Raw genomic sequence first — 22,634 nt, 5'->3', positions numbered from 1 at the left:
ACCAACAAGTTATGGGCAAGTACGGTACGGGTGGTGATTACCAGCGTGCTGCTCAAGCGGTGACTGCTGCCTTGCAAGGCTTGGCGGGTGGTGACATCGGCTCGGCTCTGGCCGGCGCCTCGGCGCCCTACCTGGCGAATATCATCAAGCGCACAGCAGGTGATAACGACGCTGCTCGGATCATGGCGCAAGCGGTACTGGGGGCGGTAGTTGCACAGGTTCAAGGCAACTCGGCTGCTGCCGGCGCGGCGGGTGCCGCCACCGGTGAGCTGATTGCTGCGCAGTTGTACCCGAATCGAAGTCGCGATCAACTGACCGAAGCCGAGAAGCAGACGATCTCGGCGCTGTCGTCATTGGCTGCAGGTTTTGTGGGGGGGCTGTCGGCGGTGATTTTTCCGGGGCAGTGACCGGTGCCCAATCCGGTAGAAACGCCTCAGAGAACAATGAACTGGGCAGCCGCGCGATTGCTGAAAAGAGCTATAACGATTTTGCCAAGCAAAGCTGTGATGGGCTGCCTGCGGACATATGCCGTTCAAACTACAGTAAGAAGCTCATGGGCGAGGGCGGTAATGTTCTCGTAGGTGGCGTGGCGATTGTGGGAGGCGCCGGTGCCGTAGTAACGCTTGGTCCGGAAATTCTGGCGGCCTGTGGACTCAGTCCGGCTCTTTGCACGGAGCTTGGTTTGGTGGCTGCTGAGCTGCCCTTTGGTGCTGCGACGGCTGGTGGTGCTGCGTTGGGGGTGGGCGGGTTTGGCAGTATTGCGGCCAAGGAGATGGCGGCTGTTGGTGCTGCTGCAAAAGAGGTGCGTGCTGGAGCCGGTGGAAGCTGGAATGTCCTGGATGAAGTCGTAAATCCTAACGTTGTAAAGCAAATTACTCCCACAGCTTGTGGAGCTGCCTGCGGTGAGATGATGCTGAGAGATCGTGGGATTTTTGCTACTCAAGTTGAGTTGGGGACAGAGCTTACCTCTATGAATACGTTGGCAAACAAGCTGAATAAATTTGACTCTGGTTGGGCAGGTAATACTGTTGATACGTCTAGTTTTAATGCATTGAATAAAACAGGCTCGTGGAGTGCAATGATGTGGGATTCGGGAAATAAAATAGGGCATTGGGTTGTTGTTAATGGGGTTGATGACGTGGGCCGAGTGTTGATTAAAGACCCGTTCAATGGGACTCAATATAAGATGGGTATTGATAGCTTTAAGGACGTGTGGAATGGGCAAGCCGTATATAAACAGTAGCGTTGTAATTCGGTCGATTTGTTATTCTGAGGGCTCTCAGGAAATTCTTTATGTTTTTCTAGTTGACGGCATTGAGCGAAAACTAACTGGGAAGATGCATGGTGACTCAGATATAAGAGGTGTTGAGTATAGTGACGAATTGGACGAGTTTGTGATGTCACTCATGCCATTTGATCAAAAAATATCCAAAAAGCTGTTCTCAATATCCTGGATGTATGTTGATGGCGAGGACATTGAGTTTCCAGTTACTTTAATCCGATTGTGATTTTGTAGGTGCAAAAGCGACGGGCGAAGTCGTGCACTTCTGTGCCTGTTGTTACTTCTGGTACTACTCGGACAGGTGTTGTTCGTACAAATGCCACAGACTGGAGAGGACTGCGTGATAACTGGGATGACCATAGGATATGGTCAGATCTTAAGTACTGAAAATCGGGCCGCGATAGCTAAAGGGAAGACTCCGAAAGTTGACGATGCATGGGTTAAAGTTTTTCCTGAAGATGCAGGGCTAAAGGGCGAGAGAATTCCTATGCACCATGTCCAGGGTTCGCCACTTACCATACCACTGCCTGATACACGGCATTTGGACGCGCATATGCCAGGAGGATTGGGCGGTCCAGGGTCAGCTCTCCCGGCCTACCATCGAGCAGGGTCTTGATTAGCGACTTCTCTTGTTCGGACATGTTGCTGACGGCCTCGAAACGTAAGCGCAGATCGTCGGATGGCCCTCGTTCCCTCTTTTGCAAACACCAACTCATCCAAGCTGACGCACGGCACCAGAGTTCTTTTGATTAGGCTTCTAGGTGGGTTGTGCCGTCCCTGCCTCGTAGCGGCGAGTCAGCGGTCAGCCAGAGCAAGATCGACTCCAAGTATCAGAGTGTGCAGGAACAAACCGGGTTGTTTGCCGGCAAGGGCGGTTATCAGGTTGAAGTGGGCAAGCACACCCAGCTCGATGGCAGCGTCATCGCCAGTACCGCAGAAGCCGACAAAAACCGCCTGAGCACCGGCACCCTGGGCTAGAGCGACCTCAAGATCGAGGCCGAATACAAAAGCCAGATGCAGAGCGCCAGCGTCAGCAGTGGCAATGGCGGTGCCGATGGCTTCACCAGCAACATGCCCAGCGGCATGTTGATCGCCTACAACCACGGCGGCAGCGCCAGCGGCACCACCTCATCGGCAATCTCCAACGGCGCCTTGGACATTCGTGATCCAGGCCAGCAGAAGCAGGACGTTGCCACCCTCAGCCGCGACGTCGAACACGCCAACGGCAGCATCAGCCCTATCTTCGACAAGGAGAAGGAGCAGAAGCGCCTGCGGGAGGTGCAGCTGATTGGCGAGATTGGCACTCAGGTGACGGACATTGTTCGGACCGAGGGGCAGTTGAAGGCTGATCAAGAGGCGAGCAAGGAGCTTGAAGAGAAAGGTATTCGTCGACCTGGGAAAAATGCCAGCAAAGAGGATGTTGAAAACTACCAGAAGCAGCTGATTGCCACTGACGCCTACAAGCAAGTTATGGGCAAGTACGGTACGGGGGGGGATTACCAGCGAGTAGCTCAAGCGGTGACCGCTGCCTTGCAAGGGTTGGCCGGTGGAGATATCGGCTCTGTTCTGGCTGGCGCCTCGGCACCGTACCTGGCGCAGTTGATCAAGAAAACCACAGGTGACAATCCAGCCCTCAACACCATGGCTCACGCTGTGCTGGGAGCCGCCGTTGCCCAGGCCCAAGGTAACTCGGCAATAGCGGGCGCAGCTGGAGCCGCAGGTGGAGAGCTGGCTGCTCGATTGATCACCCAGCAGCTGTATGGCACCAGCGATACAAACACCCTCAGTGAAGAGCAAAAGCAGACAGTGGCCGCGCTATCGACGTTGGCGGCCTGGCTTGCAGGGGGAATTGTGAAAGGCGATAGCGCGGGTGCTATTGCGGGTGCCGGGGCTGGCAAGAATGCTGTGGAGAACAACTTATTAGCGAATAAGTACGGCGTTGAGAAGTTGAATGAAACCAGCTTGGTAGCGCTTCATGAAAAACTGGTAGCCGCAAAAATCGGCGGTATGAACGACTTGCAGGAGAAGTTTTCTGCTTGTGCTGGGGATGGTGGTTGTGAGCGTGCGGTGCGCAATGAGTACCGGCAGCGAGAAAAAGAGTCTGGAGAAAACCTGGTTGCGTTGTATCAGGCAGGGGGGCTAAGCCAAGAGGAGCTGAATCTCCTTTTTGGAAAATATGCACGCATCATGATGGAGGGTGCGAAAGAAGGGCAATTAAATTCGGGGTGGGGCGGGATTTTTGGGAATATTTACACCCTCAACGGAAATGACTGGACTCCCATTGGAACCATCAGCAACCCGTATCTGGCTATAGTCAGAAGCAGTGAGCAGATTTCCGAGTGGAAAAAACAGGGTTTAAGTGACGAAAAGATTCGCGAGTTATCTCTTAAGGATGGTGTTATCAGTTCGGTCCTGGCACCCGTGGATGTTAATGGTGTTACGAACTTACTGAATAATGGCGCATCGAAGGAGGAACTCGTCCGGTTTGCCATGATTACCGCTTTTGGTAGAGCAGTAGGCGGAAATAGTAAGCTCCCAAAAAATAATGGTTTTTTACTCCTGAAGCTCCTGTGAGCGCTTCTAAGTCTCATAGTGTGGATACGATAACCGGCTCTACAAGATTTGGTGCTGGAGATAGAAATACTCCCAAAGCGGTTGCGATAGGTGGAATTGATTTGAAAGTCGATATTGCGGAGATCAACTCTGGAAAAGCTAATCTTCTGAGTGGTGGGGATATTTTGACTTCTTCAGGAAGGGTCTATGGGACACACCCTGGAAGCTCAACTATTTTTCTGAGGACGGGGCCTGGACTTGTGCAGTTGTCGCAAGCGGAATTTGGAATCTACACAGATATGGTTAAAAATGGTGGCCTTCAAGGTGGAGCGCTAAAAGCATTTGAAGGGATGTTGAAGGGTGGCAACCCTGGATTGAGTGAAGCCTCTCGTCAAAAACTAATAGACTTGTTCAGTAGCAGAAAATGAATATTTCAATGTTTGAAATGTCGATCAGGAAAGAACTCCATATAAGCGAAGTTTCGGCTGCGCTTACGTTTTTTTTTGAGTTGTCGGATTTGAATGTTTTAAGTGTCGATGCTTTTTGGGAGTTGTCAGAGGTCGAGCGGGAGGAATTTATCGGAATTAGGCTGGAATACAATGGCGTAGGTTATAGGACGTTGGCTATATTCTATTGCTATTTTGAAGTTGTTGATGAGGTTCTGGCTGGGTTTGCGAAATATCTTGCTGAAAACTTTGGGACAGAAGTTGCCGTCGGTGATTACCTTCATAAGGCTGATGTGGTTAATGATAGGTTTATTGTTTTTCAAGCCGATGGGAGTAGAAAATTTGGCTTTGAGAAAGGCGATAGTGACGGATTTGATGTTGATGTTGTCGACATTTAGACGCGCATATGCCGGGAGGCTTTAGATGTAATCCTGGCGGTCCTGGGTCAGCACTTCCAGCATACCCGCCGAAGAAAGGAACTGAGTAATGTATGTCATGCCGCTAGATCATGCGAAGCAGAAGTTAATCTTCTATGTGGCTCAGGATTTGGATCAGTCAACTAAGTCTGATGTGCAGCAGCTTGTGAAAGATCTTGCTGTGTCAAGGGTATGGAGCATTGCGCCACCAAGCTTGATTGATGAGATAGATGAGAATGGCTTGGAGGTCGTAGGTGGGATGCTGGAAATTTATTCAGCTTTACCGCCGAGTATACATCCCTCTTGATGTGGATTCGAAGAATCTAGAGGAAGTAGAAGAGCTGATTGGTGCTGTTAGGGACTTATCTGAAAAAGCCAGCCTTTCCTTTGAGTTTCAATTGGATACTACCTATGTTGGTAGTATTGATGATGGCGTCGTTGATCGAGTTCTTCAGGAAGGCTTGCTTGCGCCATGGAGAGAAAAACTCAGCGGGAAAAGTTGAATCAAGAGTACAAATACAGTATTCACCTGGCACCGGTCTCGCGCCGGTGTTGTTTTACCTGCGGTCAGCACCAGGCGTAACTGCCTGTTGCTTTTCGGTTGTCTCGTGTTGTTTTTCTGTTATTTCTCAGTTGCTTATGTGTTTCTTTCGAGTTGCTTGATGGCGAATGTATGTCACGCCATCTGAACTTCTTATTTCTAGCTATCTGGCTGCTATCGAGCTGCTTTCTTTCTGCTTGTCTTAGCCTGGGTTTCTGAGACTCAGTACTATTTTATTCAGACTTTAATGGGGGATGATGCAGTTTATCATTACGACTCCAATGTGGAGAGTGTAGTAAAAACCGAATGGGACCTGCGTGGCTTGTTGAAAATGTTGATGTGTGCAAACGGCGGCGATATTAAAGGTGGGGTTGTTGGTGATTTGTTAGAGATCTGAGATTGATAAGAATCTTAAGAGAGACCGAGGTCAGGCTGCCACGAACACGGAAGACTGGAGTTGAAAGTGAGGGTGTTTTTAGCAGCATGCCCACAGCGATTGGTTAAAAGAGGAGGCATTTATAATGCCCCTGTCTGCTTATGCGGATAGTTGCCCCTACATACTTCGCCTCGCCACATCCACCGCGCAGAAAAATGTCGCACACCAATGAAAGCTCCTGCAGCACCGCTGCAACTTTTGGCATATTATTAGAAAGCACCAAGTTTCTAGCCGTTGAGCTGTAGCGCGAATGCGATACGCCATAACTAGGAACACAGTAGTAGAGATTGAACTAAAATTCCTGAGTTGGATAAGCAGCTGAAGAAGGGGCTAGATGAAAAATGAAGCTCAGTTATTCGTTTGTTGTTTTACTGTATTTGATGGTGAGTTGCTTTATTGCAATGTTTTTTTTGGTCATGATTCCTCATGTTTACGTTAATTGGATTGGTAGTGGTCAGGGCTTTCTATTTTTTCTTAGAGAGAATTTTTTTATCTATCTAAAAGTAGGAGGGGTTGGTGCTGTTGTGGGTTCTATATTTTGGTTTTTTTATTATCGATAAAAGTCCAATGCCGGGAAGGGGGAGATGGTTTATCGACCTCAGAAAAAACTTTAGGTGGCGCCGGTGGTGGTTGGAAAGTTATAGATGAGGTGGTGGACCCTTCTGTAGTTAAGCAGGTTAATAGTCTTAGTTGCGGGCAGCCTGTGTTGAAATGATGCTTGGGGATCGCAGAATTAATGCTTCTCTAAGTGTTATTTCAGAGCTTGCGGGTGACGGAGCGACTTATGAGGCACAGTTGGCCTCCGTACTGAATGAACTAGACTCTTCTGACTCTCGTAAGTGGGTTGGGTCTGGTGTTGATGCGGACGATATTTGGACTTTTCATGGGCTGAGTTCAACAGGGGCGTGGGCTGCTCAGCTTTGGGAAAGAGGTAGTAAAATTGGACATTGGGTTGTGGTAGATGGCTTGGATAGCGGCCGGCGTGTGATGATTCGTGATCCATGGAAAGGAACTGGCTCCAAAATGGAGATGAAAGAATTTCAAGGGGCGTGGAATGGTTATTCAATCTGGGGGCAGTAAATTATGAAATTAATGGTTGTTAGTTGCGAGGTAAAAAATAAAGGAGTGTATTCATTTCTTTTGAAGTATGGAGAGCAATCTTTTTTAGAGGAGGTAAAGGTGTGTCAAGGTGTCGTGCTATATATTGAGTATGGTTTAGGTCTTCAGAGGATATTGCATAAAAATGCAGAGAGTGTGAAAAATATGCATCGATTAGTGTTTCAGATTTATCGGGGGGGGGATGTGGCTTTCCCTTTTTATGTTGGCGATTTTTAGTTAGGCAAAGCTCTAATTTATGTTGGTTAGGGTAATGAAATAGTCGATCTCAAGAGTACGGCGGAATCTAGAGGACAGATTCAGAGCGCAAGCGTCAGCGGTACCAGTTTATCGGTAACCTCCTATGGCACCTTGGAGATTCGTGATTCAGGCCTGCAGAAGCAGGAAGTCGCCACCCTAAGTCGCGATGTCGAACACACCTATAACGCTTTGAGCCCGATCTTCGATAAGGAGAAAGAGCAGAAACGCCTGCGTCAGGCGCAGCTGATTGGCGATATCAGCAATCAGGCGATGGATATCATCCGGACTCAGAGCACCCTTGAGTCGGCCAAGACTTAGAAAGATCCGCAAATGCTTGAGGCGGCCCGACAGAAGTTGGTTATCTAATAAAAAAGAATGTGACATCGAGTGCAAAGGCAAAATTGCGCAGCAAGGAGCTAGCGGTGGTCTGGTACTTTCTGCTGCTATGTTGGCGGCTGTAACCGCCATTGCAGCGACTCATGAGTCGTGTAGGTTCTGATTTTTTGGATGATGTGTTTGGGGCTTGGGTCTATTCTATTTCTTATGGTGGTCCGGGTTGTATCGATCTGCAGTTGGATAAGTTTCTGAAAAGCCAAGAGTGTACTGATCTAGTTGCAAGGCTGATTGACGGAGTGATTCGGGAGTTAGAATTAATGTCGGTGGTTTATCCGAGGGAGAAGTTGAACTCTATGTTGGTGGGTGTAAAGATAAATCTAAATGTAGATTGCAGGGTTGATTTAATAAGAGATACTTTAATTGGGTTGTGAAAAATAATTGTAGGCGAAGGGTAGCCTATTATTCTCTGGGCTATACCATGGCCGTTACGAGAATGTTGGAAAGAATCAAAACGGAAGCTGTCATCATAGGCAGTTCGGTCAATGAGTTGTCTACGAGAAATTAGTATGAATTACTACCTGCTTAGGCAAGATGTTTTGGTTCCAGAAAAGTGGGTTCTTGGTGACGTGAGACACGTTAATAACTGGAATTTTATAGATCCGCCGGTCAACTTCATGGAACCTGGAGCATATGCTCTTGATGTGCGTTTTGATGGCTGTGAGGTGGATTATTCACTTGCTGGTTATGCAAGTGTCCCGGTTTTAAGTCTGAAGGCCTATAAGGCGCTGTCCGGCTTGCCGGAAGTTGACGAGCCTTATTGTAATGTTGTCTTCGAACCGGTGCGGTTCGAGAATAAAAAAGTTAGGGAGGAGTATTTTTTGATGATCATCGAAACACAATTTGATTGTGTCGATGAAAAAAAGTCAGGTTATAAAAAGTTTGAGACTGATGATCCTGTCAGGCCGGATCTGGCGGGTGAATATCATGCATTCACCAATCTTGTTATTGATCCTGAGAAAGTCGGTCATCAGCATATTTTTAGAGTGAAAAAGTATTTGGGTGCGATAATTGTTAGTGAAGAGGTCAAGCGCCGCGTCGAAATGGCCGGTGTAGGAGGAGTGCTCTTTGAATCTGTGAATGGTGACCGAAATACGGTCGCTTGAAAGAGGGGCGAATCCAGATAGTTTGAGAAAGATTAAGGAGGTGATGAGGTTTTTCAAAGTATGGATATCATTCAGCTGATACTGGAACAGCCAGTGCAAAAAAAATAGTTGTTTCCACGGGTTAGGTGACTCCCGGTCCAATTAATTGTATGGGTGATACTGATCAGTTCTTAAAAGTGCTTCTATGATATCTGATATTGATGTTGTTGATTAACTATGAAGAGGGTTGGCGTGTTTGAGCTAGTGAAGGGTAGTGATATTGTAATCAGTTCGATTTTTTACTATGGAGTTTCTCAGGTAATTAGTTATACCTTTCGGGTAAATGGTTTTGAGCGAGAACTAACAGGGAAAATGAGTGGTGATTCAGATATTAGAGGTATTGAGTTTAGTGATTCGTTGGATGAGCTTATGATGTTTCTAATGCCATTTGATGCTAGCGTATCCAAGAGATTACGCTCGATCTCTTGGGCCTGTGTTGATGATGAAGTGGTTGATTTTCCATTTGTTCTTGTTTGGTTTTGATTTTTTAGAACTTGGGATGAAAGATTAACTGGAGATAATGACGAGTGGTTTTGTTTTATACAAATCATGAATGTGTTTTCAGAGTTATAAAAACGATGTTTCGGGCGGCGTGAATATATATTTTTTTCGAGAGAGGTCTCAAGAGTTCTAGTTTTTATTGCTGCCAGCAGCTCGCTGCTGAGTATTGTTTTTTAAGTGCTGTTTCACCTGATTTTAAGTGGAATTTATCAGGTGAAGATTGTCGTTTTCTGAGTTGCCGAGGCGAAAGACTTAGGGGAGTCACTTACTTCACTGCCCCCTCGGAAGTTGCAAACTATATTTGGCCACCGTTGGATAATCCCGCTCCTGAGGAAGCAAGCTGTAAGCCTTCTCCAGATCCCCACCCTCAATCAGTCGATGAATCTCGTGAGCCAGGGGCGTGACATCGGTGATGCGCTTGATCCACTGGTTCACGTACAGCTGCACGGCCTCCTTGCTCAGGCCGATCTGGATCGCGCGGTGTTCCTGGGGCCGCAGGTACAGGTCGCGCTCTGGGTCCCATTGAATGCGCACCGGTGACAGGTCTTTCAACTTCAACCACTCTTCTTTGCTCATGGACTCGTCGGCATGGCTCAGGCAGCCGTTGGCCAGGGCCCATTCAAAGCCTTCGCGGCTGATGTCGATGGCCAGGATGCGGGTCTGTCCGGCGTCTTTGTAGCCCCAGCCGGCGCGGTACATCATCCACAGGAAAGATGGCTTTATCCAGGTCATGCGCTCCATCTTGAAGGGTGGGGAGACGAAGGTGCCGTGGGCCAGGGCGGCGTCGGCGATGCTGTCGGAGTAGGCCTGGTAGACGCGGATGGTGTCGGCGTCGTAGAGCGCGCGGATCTGGCGCTGGGGGAGTTCTGTCGGGGGTTTATGCATGGCATTTCCTTATGAAAAGCGGGCGGCCGGGAAGCCGCCCGGGGGTGTTTAGAGCATGGCCTGCGGTTGCAGGCGCCTTGATGTCACATCCAGCAGATCACAGCCATCGCGCAGCAGGATGCTGCACACCAGGGTCAGTTCCTGCAAAACCACGGGTTCGCTGCGCAGGGTCTCGGCGGCGAAGTGCTCCAGCAGTTGGGTCGCGGCGCGGATGCGAAAGGCTGCGGCGTCGTGCAGCACATCGATGGGCGCCTGGGTGTCGATCAGCAGGGAAGGAATCAGGCAGTCGTGGCCGGTTAGGGACATGTAACGGTTCATTAGTACACCTCGCTTAATGGATCGATGTACTCGTTATTCCGGTCGCCAAACCAGGCCGCCATCTGGGCGACGGCCGGACTATAAGCCGCCGGCTTCCAGCGGTGCAAGGCAAGTACGGCGAAGTCTTTTCCGAGAACGCTGTAGGGCTTTTTCCGTACACATCCATCCCGCTTGCGACTGTATTTCCAGGTGTTTACCCAGGGCGCTTTTGGCGAACGGTCGGCTAGCCTGTATGTACATTTGTAAATACGAAAATGCTCATGTACGTTGCATGGGACGAGGCCAAGAGCCACGCCAACCTGCTCAAGCACGGCATCGATTTCAACGATGCCGTGCTGATGTTCCAGCGTCCGGTGCTGTCCTTGCGCGATGAGCGCCTGGACTACGGCGAGGAGCGCTGGGTCAGCCTCGGTTGGATCAGGACCCTGGTGGGTGTGGTGGTCCATACCGAGCGGCGGGGTCATGCGGTGCGCATCATTTCGGCGCATAAAGCCACTAAGCGGGAGGCAAAATACTATGTCCAACGGATCGAAAACTGACGGATCGAAAACGGATTGGGAGCGCCTGGCGAAAACCGATGACCAGGGCATCGATACTTCTGATATCCCCGAGCTGGATGACGACTTTTTCCGCCGCGCCGAGGTGCATCTGCCGGGCAAGAAAGCCGTGACCATCCGCCTGGACGCCGATGTGCTGGCGTGGTTCAAAGGCCAGGGCGCGGGTTACCAGACGCGGATCAACCAATTGCTGCGCCAATACATGCAGGCCCATCAAGGTTGAGGGCCTGCCGCGTCATGTCGGGCGCGGTGCCTGGCAGGCCGTGAACCGTGCCCGCTATCGCGGTTGGCGTCTGAAATATCCATTTACAACTACCCCTGTCCTCAAGCTCAATCTCCCCCGCGCCGTGCACGAAGGAGCGCGCCCTGTCGTGCAGGCTATAGTCTTTTGGCTCCCCCCGATCTCATCCGCAAAAAGGTGCTTTCGTATGTCTCGCTTTGCCTCTCGCAATACTTGGCTGGCCGCTGGTGCCGTGCTGCTGTGCCTGCAGTTTCCGGTGCAGGCCCAGGAGCGTTTTACCCTGAACATTCCCGGGGTCTCGGATGACCGGCTGTTCACCACCGGCAATGCCAGCGATGCCAAGGGCTGCGGCGGGCACAACAATTCTCCGGCCTTGAGCTGGACGGCCGGGCCCGAGGGCACCTTGAGCTACGCCATCGTCATGCACGATCCGGACGGCGCCAAGGGCCAGGGCGTGGACCACTGGGTGCATTACGGGATCAAGCCGACCACCCGCCAGCTGCCGGCTGGCGCAGGCACCAAGCCGAACCTGGAAGGGTTGGCCGGGCTCAACAGTCGCAACAGCACCACCTACATGGGCCCGTGCCCACCCGTGGGCGATAGCGCCCATCACTACATCATCCAGATCTTTGCCCTGGACCTGGCGCCCGACGTGCTGCCCGCCGGGCTGACCCGCGCCCAGTTGCTGGAGAAGATCAACGGCCACGTGTTGCGCAATAGCAGCGTGGTGCGCCGTTATTCGCGCTGAGTGAAATTTTTTTCGGCGCTTAACCCGAATCGCCCAGGGGCTTCGTCTGAAGGGGGGAATGGATCATTTCTTCCCGAGGTCAGCCCCCATGTCCCTTCCCCTGCATTTTCTTCGTCCGGCCGCCCAGGGTTTCGCCGCCGGCTTGCTGCTGGCGGTGGCCGGTTGCGGTGTATCGTCCAAGCCTGAATCCGCCGCCGGGGCGTCGCCCCAGGGCGCGCTGCAGGCCGAGCCCGAAATACAGTACGAGGTGCAGCGCGCCGATGCCGCGATGATCAAGCGCAGTGTGCGTCCGGTCGGCTTGTCCGCGCCCATGCCGGCACCGATCGCCGCCCGCGATTCGAGCATGGCCGGCTACCGTGACGAGGCCCGGGAGCAGTACCAGAAGCTGCCGGACAACCCGATCCACAGCGTTGCCGAAGCGCCCGTGTCGACCTTCAGCGCCGACGTCGATACCGGCGCCTATGCCAATGTCCGCCGTCTGCTCAACCAGGGCAGCCTGCCGCCGGAAGGCGCGGTGCGCCTGGAGGAGCTGGTCAACTACTTCCCCTACGATTACGCCCTGCCCAGCGACGGCTCGCCCTTCGGCGTGACCACCGAGCTGGCGCCCTCGCCGTGGAATCCCCACACCCGCTTGCTGCGCATCGGCATCAAGGCTTCGGACCGCGCAGTGGCAGAGCTGGCCCCGGCCAACCTGGTGTTCCTGGTGGACGTCTCCGGTTCCATGGACCGCCGCGAAGGCCTGCCCCTGGTGAAAAGCACCCTCAAGTTGCTGGTGGATCAACTGCGGGAGCAGGACCGGGTGTCGCTGGTGGTCTACGCCGGCGAATCGCGAGTGGTGCTGGAGCCCACCTCCGGACGCGACAAGGCGAAGATTCGCACGGCCATCGACCAGCTCACCGCCGGTGGTTCCACGGCCGGTGCCTCGGGCATCCAGCTGGCCTACCAGATGGCCCAGCAAGGCTTTATCGACCAGGGCATCAACCGCATCCTGCTGGCCACCGACGGCGACTTCAACGTCGGCATCAGCGACTTCGACAGCCTCAAGGCCATGGCCGCCGAGAAGCGCAAGAGCGGCGTGTCCCTGACCACCCTGGGTTTTGGTGTGGATAACTACAACGAGCACCTGATGGAGCAACTGGCCGATGCCGGTGACGGCAACTACGCCTACATCGACAACCTGCGCGAAGCGCGCAAGGTGCTGGTGGACCAGCTCAGCTCGACCCTGGCAGTGGTGGCCAAGGACGTGAAGCTGCAGGTGGAGTTCAACCCGGCCCAGGTCAGCGAATACCGCCTGCTGGGTTATGAGAACCGTGCCCTCAAGCGTGAAGATTTCAGCAACGACAAGGTCGATGCCGGGGAAATCGGCGCTGGGCATACGGTGACCGCCTTGTATGAAATCGTCCCGGCGGGGGAGAAGGGCTGGCTGGAGCCCCTGCGTTATACACCGGCCAAGGCGCCGCAACAGGGCGGTAAGCAGGGCGAATTGGCGATGCTGCGGGTGCGCTACAAGGCGCCGCAAGGGGGCAGCAGCCGCCTGATCGAACGGCCGATCAGCGCGCAGCAGCCGGCCAGCCTTTCCGCCGCCAGCCCGGACCTGCGCTTCGCCGCTGCGGTGGCGGCGTTCTCCCAGCAACTCAAGGACGGCCGCTACACCGGCAACTTCAGCCTGAGCGACACCGCCAAGCTGGCCCGGGGCGCCAAGGGCGACGATCCTTACGGGCTGCGGGGCGAATTCGTGCAACTGGTGGAACTGGCGCAAAGCCTGCAAACTCAGGCGCCGAACACCCAGGCCGGGCATGCGCCCCAGGCCGAGGCGCAGCCCGTGGACATGAGCCAGGTGCAGAGCCGCCTTGAATAGACCCATAACGAGCAGTGAACAGGAGTTCATCCGCCCCATGTCTGCTCCCCAACTGTCCACCGATGCCAGCAGCGATGAAGCGCTGCTGGCGCGTTATCGCGCCGGAGATCCGGCGGCTTTCGAGGTGCTGTACCAGCGCCACCGCCAGGGCCTGTATGGTTTTGTGCTGGGCCTGTGCGGCAAGGCCGAGCTGGCGGAAGAGGTCTACCAGGACACCTGGCTCAGCCTGATCCGCAGCGCCAGCCAACCCCAGGGCCGGGCCAGCTTTCGTACCTGGCTGTATCAGATCGCGCGCAACCGCCTGATCGACCACTGGCGCAAGCACGGCCAGCGCAACCCGCTGCACGACAGCTACGACGAACAACTGCACGGCGCAACCGACCAGGCTCCCGGCCCCGAACAGCAACTGAGCCTGTGCCGCGACCAGCAGCGCATCGAAGCCGCCTTGCAGGACTTGCCCGAAGACCAGCGCGAAGTGTTCCTGCTGCGGGCCCACGGCGACCTGGAACTGCCAGAGATCGCCAGCCTGACCCAGGCGCCCCTGGAAACGGTGAAAAGCCGTTTCCGTTATGCGCTGAAAAAATTGCGTCGGCTCCTGGCCGAGGAGGTACTCACATGACTGACGCCCGACAGACCCCGTCCCCTGAAGAGCAGATGCTGGCGCACATCCGCCAACACGGCGCCCAGGAGCCACCGGCCCATCTGGATGCCCTGATCCTGGCCACCGCGCGCCGTGAAGCCCTTGCGCCCAAGCCGAGCCTTTGGCAGCGCTGGATGCGCGCCTGCCAGCGGCCGCGCTATCAACTGGCCTTTGCCAGCCTGTTTGGCGTAGCGCTGGTCATCGGCTTGCTGCGACCTTCCCCGGAGCACTATCCACAAGAGCAGGCCTTTGTCCCCGCGCCCGCTCCAGCCCCAGCGGCACCCATGGCGCGCCAGGCGGCGCCACGCTCCGCCGAGCTAGCCGGGGCCTTGAATGCCCCTGAGCCCATGACTGCGGCAGCCCCTGTGGGCAGTTTTGCCGCGGCGCCAGAGATGGAAGCGCTAAGCGATGCAGCACCACCTGCGGTGGCCAAGCCCAAGGCTGAGTCGAGCAAGCTGGCCAAGCGCATGTCGGCCCCGGTCGAACCCCGGACCATCAAGCGGCTGGATGAGCAGCTTCAGGCGGTCTTGCGCCTGTGGGAAGGCGGCCAGAGCCGCGAGGCGGCCGAGCTGCTGCTGCAGCTGCATGAGCAGTACCCACAGGAGGATCTGGACGCGCGCCTGCAAGCCTTGCGTCGTCAATAAAGCGCGGGGGTTGGCTGTCGCCGGGGAAAGCGCGCACTATCTGCGCAGTTTCCAGAAAGTGAGAGGCCGGTCATGGCACCCCGCATCGACCGTATAGCGGCAATGTTGAACTGCCCGATCAAGGGCGCGGATATCCGTCAGGCCATCAAGGAGAGTCGCAAGGACTTTGGCCTGGAAGAGGCCGAAGAGGGCGCCGACCCCGAGGCGCAGGACGATGCCGAGCAAGCGCCGCAGGCCGCCCAAGCCGCCGAGGATGAATAATCCCGGCGGCCGCCGGGTTCAGTTGTAGGGCAAGGCTGGCAGGTCGATGAACTCGGCGCAGGCACCGTCCGCGGTCATGCGCCGGGCCCGTTCCGGCAGTAGCCGGGCGTGATTTTCCACCTGCCAGCGATACCAGCTCAGGCGCTGCACGATGCGCCGCCGGCAAGGCTCCGGCAATTGCCCCAGCAGATCGTCGCTCTCGGGCGCCCAGCAGGTCCGGGTCGAGTAGTAACAGAACAGGTTTTCCCGCAGGCCGAAGCAATCCTCGATGGTTTCCCCAACGCTGTAGGCGTAGAGCTCGAAGGCGCTGCTCAGTTGTTGTGCGCCATCGGCGTGGTCCCGCAGGTAAGCGAAGATCCCCGGCCAGTTGATGCAGTACAGGTGCTCGTCCCAATCGCCATCCCGGGTCAGGTACTGGCCCTGGCCGCGAAAGAACTGGGGCATTTCCTGACGCTCCAGGGCCACTTCAAAGTTGCTTTTCATCGCGTACTCCTTCGACGTCGCTGATGTTCACGGACAGCGCCACGCATTCGATCACGCAGTCGAAGCCGATTTCCAGGCGCAGGTGATAACCGGGGTTGAGACGGGTGAGCTGGGTGCGCAGGCGGCCGTCGAAGCGCGTACCGCTGAGCGCCAGTTCGCTGATGCCCTGCACCTTGAGCAGCAAGCGGCAGTGGGTCGGGGCCTGGCTCGCCGGCCAGGTGGAAGGCACGGACAGACGCCCCAGGTCGCCATACAGTTGCAGGCTCAGTTGCTCGCCTTGAAACACCGGGCCTTGGGTATTGAAGTCATAGGGCGTGGCCGCCTCATTGAAGACCGCTCGCCAGGCCTCGCTGTTGTCGATGTTGAACAGCCAGTCGCGGGTGCCCCGGTCTCGCTCCGGGATCGCCCGGCACTCTGCCAGTGAAGGTAACTGCGCGCGGGTCAGATCTTCGTGCCACAGCTCCCGGGCCGCGATCAGCAGACGCTGGAAGAAGTCCCGGCTGTCGTCGATCACCGCCGGCCAGCGGCTGGGCCATTGATCGTATTCGTCGTCATCCTCGATCGGCTCCCAGACCTGCTTGAAATCGTAGTCCGGGTCATCCAGGGCCGCTTCCAGGACCTGCACCAACCGGTGCCGATGACGGAAATTCTGCTGGGGGTAGTCGCGCCTCAGAGCGTGGTGGCGGATCAGGTATTCGCGGTCTTCGGGGTCGTTGGGGTTGTAGCGGCTCAGTTCGGCATCCCGCTCCGGGGGCATGTCATAGCCCATGAAACAGCTGACCCAATCACGGAGTTCTGGCTCGAAGGGCTGGTTGCACAGCGGATGGCACAGCATGGGGACCTCCTGTCCGGGGGGAGGCGAATGTAGCAAGTTGCGCCCCGCCAGGACAGCCTCTCATCATGAGGCTTGGGCAGGGCGCGTGATGGTGCATCAGAAGTCGGCGATGAACTGCACCCCGCCCACCAGCGCCGAGTCGGTCTGGGTCAGGCCGCCCGGGTACTTCACGTATTGCAGGTTGGGTCGCACCATCAGCCAGCGGGTCGCCTGATAGCCGTAGTTGATCTCGACGCTGTACTCGCGTTTCTGCTCCGGTACGTAGAGCCCGTCAGCCATTGAGTTCACACCGTTGCCGGCATTGATCAGTTCGGCATTGCGGCTGACCCGGTCGTTGACCTTGAGCCTTGAAGCGCCCAGGCCAATGGTGTCGTCGGGCCGTGAAGCGAAAGGCCCGCGGTAGATCAGGCCGACCTGGATCAGGTTCTCGATGAAGCTGCTGTCAGGATCGTTGAAGGTCAGGTTGGTAAAAACGTTCAGGCCGCGTTTGTTGTTGCCGTCCACAGTGGTCAACTGCTGCTGTGCCGAGAGCCACCAGCCGCTGTTGTCCGAGTATTTCCGGTAGGGCTGGCCGCTGAGGGCGGCGGGGTTGCCGTTGGCGTCCTTGAGCGGATCGCGGCCGTCCACATCGCTGTAGTAATAGCCCAGGTGGTACTCGGAAGAGAGGTCGTTGATCCGGCCTTTCCACACCGCTTCCACGGGGAAGCTGGTGCCTATGGAGCCGGCGATGAACGGCTTGAAGCCGTTGCTCACTTCGGCGTTGCCGGGGTTCTTGTCGTAGGCACCGGCCTGTACATAGAACTCCGGAGTGAATTGATAGCGCGCGCGGATCGCCCACTGGCTGATGGGGAAGCTGTTCCACGCACCGTTCCAGTTGCCTTCCTGGGAGCCGCACAGGGTCACGTTCTGGAACTCGCAGGGGAATTGGTCGAAGTCTTCACCGTGGCCGAAGCGGCCGAGTTTCACCGCGAGCCTGCGGTCGAAGAATTTCTGCTCGTACCACAGCTGCGACAGGCGCCAGGCGTTGCCGCCGCCATAGACTTCCATGGTCGAGGTCATGCCGGTGGCGTCGGGATGGTGCACGCGGTCGTTGCTGATGTCGCGGCCATGGCGCTCGCCAATGCCGATGCGCAGGGTCGCGTCCTGCCAGCCCAGGAGCTTGTTCAGGTCCATGTCGACCCCGAGGATGATCTGGTCGCTGAGGCGCGCCGTGCTGCTCTTGTCGTAGCCGCCGGCCAGATTGGAGCCCAACTCGGCGACGTATTTCAGGGTGAAGTCGAAGCCTTGCGCCGAGAGCTTCTGGCGTTCGCCGTTCCAATCTCCCAGCAGCCAGGGCGACTCCGGGTTCAACGGTCCGGCAGCCAGGGCCACCCCGCAAAAGCCACTGGCGAGCATGCCGATCAAAGCCTTGGAAACCTGTGTATTCATGAGCAGATTCACCTGTTGTTATTGTTGTGGGCACAGCCCTGTGCCGGGTGTATTCGGGGCGCAGTGATCCGCGACGTGGTGGCCACGCCGTTCGCGCAATTGCGGAAAAAACCGGGCTTGAGAGGGCAGGCCCGGCGAGGTTCAGCTTTGCAGGTAGACCACGTGGCTGTGGGTGTACTCGTAGAGCCCGTGCTTGCCGTCGGCGCCGCCGATTCCGGACTTGCGCACCCCGGCGTGGAAGCCCTGCATGGCTTCGAAGTGTTCGCGGTTGATGTAGGTCTCGCCGAAGTCCAGCTCGCGCACCGCGTGCATGGCCTTGCCCAGGTCGCGGGTGAACACCGACGAGGTCAGGCCGTAGTCGCTGGCGTTGGCCAGCTGGATGGCTTCGTCCAGGTCGTCGACGATCTGGATCGGCAGCACCGGGCCGAAAATTTCCTCTTGCATGATCGCCATCTCGGCGCTGCAAGCGGCCAGCACCGTGGGCTGGTAGTGGAAGCCCGAAGGCCTGTCCGCCACTTGGCCACCGGTTATCAACTGCGCACCCTGAGCACGAGCCACGCGAACCTTTTCCGCCACCTTGTCCAGCCCCGCCTGGTTGATCAGCGGGCCCATTTCCACGCTGCTGTCCGCCAGCGGATCGCCGTAGCGGGTGGCGCTCATGGCGTGGGCGATGCGCTCGATAAAGGGCTCGGCGACACTGCGTTGTACATAGACCCGCTCGGCGCAGTTGCACACTTGCCCGGTGTTGATGATCCGCGAATCGCGGATGGCCCTGACCGCCAGATCCAGGTCGGCATCGGCCAGGACAATGGCCGGTGCCTTGCCTCCCAGCTCCAGGTTGAGCTTGGTCAGGTTGGGGGCGGCTGCGGCCATGATCCGCGCCCCGGTGGCGATGCTGCCGGTGAAGCTGATCATGTCGATACCGCTGTGGCTGCTCAGTTGCCCGCCAACGCTGCCGGCGCCGCTGACGACGTTGAAGACCCCGGCCGGCAAGTCGGTTGCGGCTACCAGCCGGGCGAACTCGAAGCAGTTGTTCGGGGTTTCCTCGCTGGGCTTGATGACGATGGTGTTGCCGGTGATCAGCGCCGGCGCCAGCTTGCGGGCGATGAGGAAGAACGGGAAGTTCCACGGCAGGATACCGGCCACCACGCCCAGGGGTTTGCGGAACAGGAAGATGTTCTCGCCGGGGCGGTCGCTGTTGATGATCTCGCCTTCGATGCGCCGGCCCCATTCGGCCATGTAGTCCAGGTAGTCGGCGGTGAAGTTGACTTCGACTTCCGCCAGGGCCGAGATCTTGCCCTGCTCAGCAGTGATGGTGCGCGCCAGCTGCGGCACGTTGGCGCGGATTTGCGTGGCGATCTGCCGCAAGTACCGGCCGCGCTCGTTGGCCGGGGTACGGGCCCAGTCTTTCTGCGCGGCGCGGGCGGCGGTGATGGCCTGGTCGACGTCTTCCCGGGTCGAGTCCGGAACGTGGGACAGCAGTTCGCCGGTAGCCGGGTTGCTCACCGGCAGGTGCTCGACGCTGGAGCGGAAAGTGCCGTTGATGTAGTTCTGGTAAATCGGTAGGGACAGGCTCATGGCCAGGGCTCCTCAAAGCTCAGTAAGTGCGGGAGGGGGGCGTTGCAGCGGTGTGCTCCGGTTGGCGATAACACGCCAGGTTGCTCAGCGCCGCCTGGCGGAACAGGCTGATGTCGATGCCCACGGCGATAAAGCGGCAGCCCCATTGCTGGTAGCGTCGGGCGTCTTCCTCGAAGGGCGCGAGAATCCCCGCCACCTTGCCAGCCGCCAGGGTGGCGTCGATGGCGTGGCGGATCTGCGCCTGTACCTCGGGGTGTCCCGGGTTGCCGGGAAAGCCCAGGCCGGAAGACAGGTCAGCCGGGCCGATGAACACTGCGTCCACCCCTTCCACAGCGGCGATTTGCGCGGCGTTCTCAACCCCTAGGCGCGACTCCACCTGCACGATCAGGCACAGCTCTTCATGGGCCGTGGCCAGGTAGTCGGGCACTGCGTCCCAGCGGGTGGCCCGGGCCAGGCCGCCACCTACGCCGCGAATGCCGTGGGGTGGGTAGCGCATGGCGCGTACCAGGGCCCGGGCCTGCTCGGCGCTTTCCACCATGGGCACCATCAGGCTCTGTACGCCGATATCCAGCAGTTGCTTGATCAGCGCACTGTCGCCATTCACCGCACGCACCACCGGGGCGCTGGAGTAGGGCGCTACGGCCTGCAATTGGGCGAGGATGCCGGGCACGCTGTTGGGCGCGTGTTCGCTGTCGATCAGCAGCCAGTCGTAGCCGATGCTGGCGGTGATTTCCGCGGCGTAGCCGCTGGCAAAGCCGGCCCAGACGCCATACTGGGTGTCGCCGCCCGCGAGGGCGGCCTTGAAGCGGTTGTGTGGCATATGCATGGCGAGGCTCCCGGGTTATTGCAGGTTGACGAACAGGCCGCCGTCTACCAGCAGCGCGGCGCCGGTGACGTAGCGCGCCATGTCGGAGGCGAGGAAGACAATGGGCCCGGCGATGTCCTCCGGTTCGCCGAGGCGGCCCAGGGGCGTGCGCTTGACCATGTATTCGCGCTTCTCCGGGTTGGCGAAATCGTCCTTGTTGATGTCGGTGGCAATGGACCCTGGCAGCACCGAGTTGCAGCGAATGCCGTACGGGCCCAGGGCAATGGCGCAGGACTGCATCAGCGAATGCAGGCCGGCCTTGGTCGGTGTGTAGTGGGTCTGCATGCCTCCACCCACCAGGGCGCTGATGGAACTGACGGCGATGATCGAGCCGCCGCTGCCCTGGCGCTTCATCTGGTTGGCCGCGGCCTGCACCGCAAAGTAGGCGCCGTTGAGGTTGGTGTTCACCGTCTTCAGGTACACCTCCTTGGGCATGTCGAGGAAGGAGTGGAAGGGGCAGATGCCGGCGTTGTTGACGAACACATCGACACTGCCGAAGGCCTCGACTGCGGCGTCCACCAGGCGCTCGCCGGTGTCCAGATCGGCGGCGTCGCTGCCGATCTGGATCGCCTGGCCGCCAAAGGTCTCGATCTCCTTGAGCAATGAACATGCGGCCTCGTGGCCCTGGGCGCTGCCACTGTGGGCGACCACCACGCGGCCACCCTGGCGAGCGCATTCCAGAGCGGCGGCGCGACCGATGCCACGGGAAGCGCCAGTGATGATGACGGTCTTGTCTTTGAGCAACATGGAGAGACTCCTGTTTTTAAAAAGGGGATCAGCCGAGGTAGTTGCCGTAGCCGACCATGGCGATGGACGCCAGGATCACCGCGATGCCCAGTAGCAGCACCTGTTTGGTGCGGGCGCTGGTGCCTTGCCATTCACGGAAGTACAGGCCCCAGACGTTGGACACGATGATGATGAAGGACATGTGCAACACCCAGGAGCTGGCGTCGTTGTGCATGCGGCTGGCGCCCATGCCGTAGAAGAAGAACTGCAGGAACCACAGGGTCCCGGCCACGGCCACCAGCAGGTAGTTGCGCAGCAGTGGGGTGCTGCGGTCGGTGTAGTTGTGGAAGCTGCGGTTGCGGTAGTTGAGCCACAGGCACCAGATGCCGTTGGTGGTCAGGCCGCCCCACATGATCACCATGAAGGTCACGTTGTTCTGGAACAGGCTATTGGCGCCGTGGGCGATGGCCGCTTCCGCCAGGGGCTGGCCGGCGGCGATGCCGTAGCTGAAGCAGGCACTGAGCACCCCGGAAATCAGTGCCACCAGGGCGCCCTTGGCCAGGGAGAATTCCTTGACGCTCTGGAACTTGGTGCTGTCCGGCACTTCCCGCTCCTTGACCAGCCCGGCGCGGCCGCACAGGGCGATGCCCAGCAGCGACACCAGGACCCCGATCAGCACCCAGTTGCCCCCCGGGTTGCCGAGCATCTCGGTGAAGGTGCCGGCCTGGGCGTCGGTGAACAGGTCGCGGTAGATCGGTGGCATCAGCGCCCCCAGGGCCGAGGTCAGGCCCATGATCAGCGACATGCCCAGGGACAAACCCAGGTAGCGCATGGTCAGGCCGAAGGTCAGCCCGCCGATGCCCCAGAGCACGCCGAAGAAGTAGGTCCAGAACAGGGTCACGCTGTCGGCGTTGCGCAGGATTTCGACAAAGCCCGGCACCGTCAGCAGTGCGGCAATCACCGGCACCAGCAGCCAGGACACCAGGCCGCCGACGATCCAGTAGCTTTCCCAGGCCCAGCCTTCGACCTTTTTGTAGGGGATGTAGAAACTGCCGGAAGCGAAGCCTCCGATGAAGTGCAGGATCACTCCCAGAAAGATGATTTCCACGTTGCGCTTTCCTTCTTATTGTTATCGGCGGTTGGGGCCGGCGCCGGGCGCCGGCCGGGTTCAGGTCCGTGGCAGGTCGAACATCGGCCTGAGCTCGACACTGCACGGCGAACCGTCGGCCTGGCTGGGCATGATGTCTTTCATGTACTGCCACCAGCGTTGCATCACCGGGTGCTGGGGTAGGTCATCCAGACCGTGTGGCTCCTGGTGGGTCATCACGGCGAACAGGGCGTGGCTTTCGGTATCGAGAAAGATCCGGTAGTCCTCGATCCCGGCGCCCCGCAGCAGCGCCACCAGCTCCGGCCAGATTTCATCGTGGCGGCGCAGGTACTCCTGTTCCTGGCCGGGGTCGAGGTTCATGCGAAAGGCGCGGGTGTGCATGGCACGACT

At 57.4% G+C, this 22,634-nt stretch carries 28 protein-coding genes and 1 pseudogene; 19 read left to right on the top strand and 10 right to left on the bottom strand.

Features of this window, described 5'->3' with window-relative positions:
• Positions 1-11: 11 nt before the first annotated feature.
• From LXM55_RS32755 to LXM55_RS20055, 12 genes and pseudogenes are all read left to right on the top strand, one after another.
• Positions 12-394 (top strand): annotated as a pseudogene (locus tag LXM55_RS32755) (VENN motif pre-toxin domain-containing protein); the annotation flags it as partial.
• Between the two features lie 9 nt (positions 395-403).
• Positions 404-1,243, top strand: coding sequence for a cysteine peptidase family C39 domain-containing protein (locus LXM55_RS32545; RefSeq protein WP_233321985.1), 840 nt, complete (start codon positions 404-406; stop codon positions 1,241-1,243).
• A gap of 355 nt (positions 1,244-1,598) precedes the next feature.
• On the top strand, positions 1,599-1,898 hold the full coding sequence (locus LXM55_RS32750) for a hypothetical protein (RefSeq protein WP_442799770.1): 300 nt from the start codon (positions 1,599-1,601) through the stop codon (positions 1,896-1,898).
• 152 nt (positions 1,899-2,050) lie between these two features.
• Positions 2,051-2,260, top strand: a complete 210-nt coding sequence (locus LXM55_RS32540) for a hypothetical protein (RefSeq protein WP_325169904.1) — start codon at positions 2,051-2,053, stop codon at positions 2,258-2,260.
• A 36-nt stretch (positions 2,261-2,296) separates the two neighbouring features.
• Positions 2,297-3,856: a VENN motif pre-toxin domain-containing protein gene (locus LXM55_RS32535; RefSeq protein ID WP_325169903.1), complete on the top strand. Its 1,560-nt coding sequence runs from the start codon at positions 2,297-2,299 to the stop codon at positions 3,854-3,856.
• Positions 3,853-4,263, top strand: a complete 411-nt coding sequence (locus LXM55_RS20085) for a hypothetical protein (protein WP_233321984.1) — start codon at positions 3,853-3,855, stop codon at positions 4,261-4,263. Before LXM55_RS32535 ends, LXM55_RS20085 begins: the two co-directional genes overlap by 4 nt.
• On the top strand, positions 4,260-4,679 hold the full coding sequence (locus LXM55_RS20080; RefSeq protein ID WP_233321983.1) for a hypothetical protein: 420 nt from the start codon (positions 4,260-4,262) through the stop codon (positions 4,677-4,679). Before LXM55_RS20085 ends, LXM55_RS20080 begins: the two co-directional genes overlap by 4 nt.
• Positions 4,680-4,951: 272 nt before the next feature.
• Positions 4,952-5,200 carry a hypothetical protein gene (locus LXM55_RS20075; protein ID WP_233321982.1) on the top strand — a complete coding sequence of 83 codons (249 nt, stop codon included), beginning with the start codon at positions 4,952-4,954 and terminating at the stop codon, positions 5,198-5,200.
• Between the two features lie 1,941 nt (positions 5,201-7,141).
• Complete coding sequence (locus LXM55_RS20070; protein WP_233321981.1) at positions 7,142-7,348, top strand: hypothetical protein; 207 nt, start codon at positions 7,142-7,144, stop codon at positions 7,346-7,348.
• A gap of 161 nt (positions 7,349-7,509) precedes the next feature.
• Complete coding sequence (locus LXM55_RS20065) at positions 7,510-7,797, top strand: hypothetical protein (protein ID WP_233321980.1); 288 nt, start codon at positions 7,510-7,512, stop codon at positions 7,795-7,797.
• Positions 7,798-7,932: 135 nt separating this feature from the next.
• Positions 7,933-8,529 carry an imm11 family protein gene (locus tag LXM55_RS20060; protein WP_233321979.1) on the top strand — a complete coding sequence of 199 codons (597 nt, stop codon included), beginning with the start codon at positions 7,933-7,935 and terminating at the stop codon, positions 8,527-8,529.
• A gap of 231 nt (positions 8,530-8,760) precedes the next feature.
• The gene (locus LXM55_RS20055) at positions 8,761-9,051 is read left to right on the top strand and encodes a hypothetical protein (protein ID WP_233321978.1); all 291 of its coding nucleotides are present in this window, start codon (positions 8,761-8,763) and stop codon (positions 9,049-9,051) included.
• Between the two features lie 288 nt (positions 9,052-9,339).
• Here the strand turns inward: LXM55_RS20055 and LXM55_RS20050 are convergent, their stop codons facing one another.
• Positions 9,340-9,954 carry a DUF4291 domain-containing protein gene (locus tag LXM55_RS20050; protein WP_233321977.1) on the bottom strand — a complete coding sequence of 205 codons (615 nt, stop codon included), beginning with the start codon at positions 9,952-9,954 and terminating at the stop codon, positions 9,340-9,342.
• A gap of 48 nt (positions 9,955-10,002) precedes the next feature.
• Positions 10,003-10,272 (bottom strand): hypothetical protein, encoded by a 270-nt coding sequence (locus LXM55_RS20045; protein WP_233321976.1) that lies wholly within the window; start codon positions 10,270-10,272, stop codon positions 10,003-10,005.
• Positions 10,273-10,532: 260 nt separating this feature from the next.
• On the opposite strand from LXM55_RS20045, the gene LXM55_RS20040 reads away from it, so the two are divergent.
• From LXM55_RS20040 to LXM55_RS20010, 7 genes are all read left to right on the top strand, one after another.
• Complete coding sequence (locus LXM55_RS20040; RefSeq protein ID WP_233321975.1) at positions 10,533-10,811, top strand: BrnT family toxin; 279 nt, start codon at positions 10,533-10,535, stop codon at positions 10,809-10,811.
• The gene (locus tag LXM55_RS20035) at positions 10,789-11,052 is read left to right on the top strand and encodes a BrnA antitoxin family protein (protein WP_233321974.1); all 264 of its coding nucleotides are present in this window, start codon (positions 10,789-10,791) and stop codon (positions 11,050-11,052) included. The genes LXM55_RS20040 and LXM55_RS20035 overlap by 23 nt, the downstream gene beginning before the upstream one ends.
• Before the next feature lie 205 nt (positions 11,053-11,257).
• Positions 11,258-11,818: a YbhB/YbcL family Raf kinase inhibitor-like protein gene (locus tag LXM55_RS20030; protein WP_233321973.1), complete on the top strand. Its 561-nt coding sequence runs from the start codon at positions 11,258-11,260 to the stop codon at positions 11,816-11,818.
• An 88-nt stretch (positions 11,819-11,906) separates the two neighbouring features.
• Entirely contained in the window at positions 11,907-13,676 is a 1,770-nt protein-coding gene (locus LXM55_RS20025) for a vWA domain-containing protein (protein ID WP_233321972.1), read from the top strand.
• A gap of 37 nt (positions 13,677-13,713) precedes the next feature.
• The gene (locus tag LXM55_RS20020; protein ID WP_233321971.1) at positions 13,714-14,295 is read left to right on the top strand and encodes an RNA polymerase sigma factor; all 582 of its coding nucleotides are present in this window, start codon (positions 13,714-13,716) and stop codon (positions 14,293-14,295) included.
• Positions 14,292-14,960: a hypothetical protein gene (locus LXM55_RS20015; protein ID WP_233321970.1), complete on the top strand. Its 669-nt coding sequence runs from the start codon at positions 14,292-14,294 to the stop codon at positions 14,958-14,960. The genes LXM55_RS20020 and LXM55_RS20015 overlap by 4 nt, the downstream gene beginning before the upstream one ends.
• 72 nt (positions 14,961-15,032) lie before the next feature.
• Positions 15,033-15,221 carry a hypothetical protein gene (locus tag LXM55_RS20010; RefSeq protein WP_233321969.1) on the top strand — a complete coding sequence of 63 codons (189 nt, stop codon included), beginning with the start codon at positions 15,033-15,035 and terminating at the stop codon, positions 15,219-15,221.
• Between the two features lie 18 nt (positions 15,222-15,239).
• Here the strand turns inward: LXM55_RS20010 and LXM55_RS20005 are convergent, their stop codons facing one another.
• From LXM55_RS20005 to LXM55_RS19970, 8 genes are all read right to left on the bottom strand, one after another.
• Positions 15,240-15,704 (bottom strand): hypothetical protein, encoded by a 465-nt coding sequence (locus LXM55_RS20005; protein WP_233321968.1) that lies wholly within the window; start codon positions 15,702-15,704, stop codon positions 15,240-15,242.
• A complete protein-coding gene (locus tag LXM55_RS20000) occupies positions 15,688-16,539 on the bottom strand; it encodes a hypothetical protein (protein ID WP_233321967.1) in 852 nt (283 codons plus the stop codon). Before LXM55_RS20000 ends, LXM55_RS20005 begins: the two co-directional genes overlap by 17 nt.
• Before the next feature lie 96 nt (positions 16,540-16,635).
• Positions 16,636-17,967, bottom strand: a complete 1,332-nt coding sequence (locus tag LXM55_RS19995) for a carbohydrate porin (protein WP_233321966.1) — start codon at positions 17,965-17,967, stop codon at positions 16,636-16,638.
• A gap of 141 nt (positions 17,968-18,108) precedes the next feature.
• On the bottom strand, positions 18,109-19,545 hold the full coding sequence (gene aldA, locus LXM55_RS19990; RefSeq protein WP_233321965.1) for an aldehyde dehydrogenase: 1,437 nt from the start codon (positions 19,543-19,545) through the stop codon (positions 18,109-18,111).
• A 19-nt stretch (positions 19,546-19,564) separates the two neighbouring features.
• Entirely contained in the window at positions 19,565-20,371 is an 807-nt protein-coding gene (locus LXM55_RS19985; protein WP_233321964.1) for an HpcH/HpaI aldolase family protein, read from the bottom strand.
• A 15-nt stretch (positions 20,372-20,386) separates the two neighbouring features.
• Positions 20,387-21,157 (bottom strand): SDR family NAD(P)-dependent oxidoreductase, encoded by a 771-nt coding sequence (locus LXM55_RS19980; RefSeq protein ID WP_233321963.1) that lies wholly within the window; start codon positions 21,155-21,157, stop codon positions 20,387-20,389.
• 28 nt (positions 21,158-21,185) lie between these two features.
• The gene (gene rhaT, locus LXM55_RS19975) at positions 21,186-22,244 is read right to left on the bottom strand and encodes an L-rhamnose/proton symporter RhaT (protein ID WP_233321962.1); all 1,059 of its coding nucleotides are present in this window, start codon (positions 22,242-22,244) and stop codon (positions 21,186-21,188) included.
• A 60-nt stretch (positions 22,245-22,304) separates the two neighbouring features.
• Entirely contained in the window at positions 22,305-22,625 is a 321-nt protein-coding gene (locus LXM55_RS19970) for an L-rhamnose mutarotase (protein WP_233321961.1), read from the bottom strand.
• Between the last annotated feature and the right edge of the window lie 9 nt (positions 22,626-22,634).

Origin of the sequence: Pseudomonas sp. Au-Pse12 (assembly GCF_021341665.1) — a bacterium.
Classification (GTDB): domain Bacteria; phylum Pseudomonadota; class Gammaproteobacteria; order Pseudomonadales; family Pseudomonadaceae; genus Aquipseudomonas.
This window is presented reverse-complemented; position numbering and strand designations above follow the sequence as displayed.